The sequence below is a fragment of the Rhizobium sp. 18055 genome, from assembly GCF_902706285.1.
Classification (GTDB): Bacteria; Pseudomonadota; Alphaproteobacteria; order Rhizobiales; family Rhizobiaceae; genus Rhizobium.
Map to the genome: position 1 here is coordinate 1 of NZ_CACSKD010000429.1, position 401 is coordinate 401.

Here is a 401-nt window from a genome sequence, read left to right on the forward strand (position 1 = left end):
GAGATAGAACGCCAGCAGCTGCTTGCCCACGGTGAACAGGATCGCCCCCACGACGGCGCCGAACACCAGGCAGCCCATCGGGGGCTTCGGCCCCGTGCCGATGCGCATCAGCCCCACGAACAGCAGCACGGCGATGCCGAAGGCCACGATTTCGTTCACCAGCAGCAGCAACGGGCCGGACACCACCGGCAGGCGCGCGCTGGCCCAGGTGGCCACCACGTGGATCGCGGTGGAGACGACCAGCGACACCAGCAGCAGGAACCCGATGGCGAGCACATAGGTGAGGCCCCGCAGCCGCAGCGACGCCATGCGCCACCACGCCTTCTTCTCCTGCACGGGAGGATGGCCGGCGGTCCAGAGGCGCTCGAGCGCCGACTGCAGCTCGACGAACACCCCGGTCG

1 protein-coding gene is annotated in these 401 nt (G+C 69.6%); it reads right to left on the reverse strand.

Annotated elements, in window-relative coordinates; genetic code table 11:
- The coding region (locus tag GVL52_RS32535) for a YhjD/YihY/BrkB family envelope integrity protein (RefSeq protein ID WP_200848058.1) at positions 1–401 on the reverse strand (401 nt) is incomplete at both ends.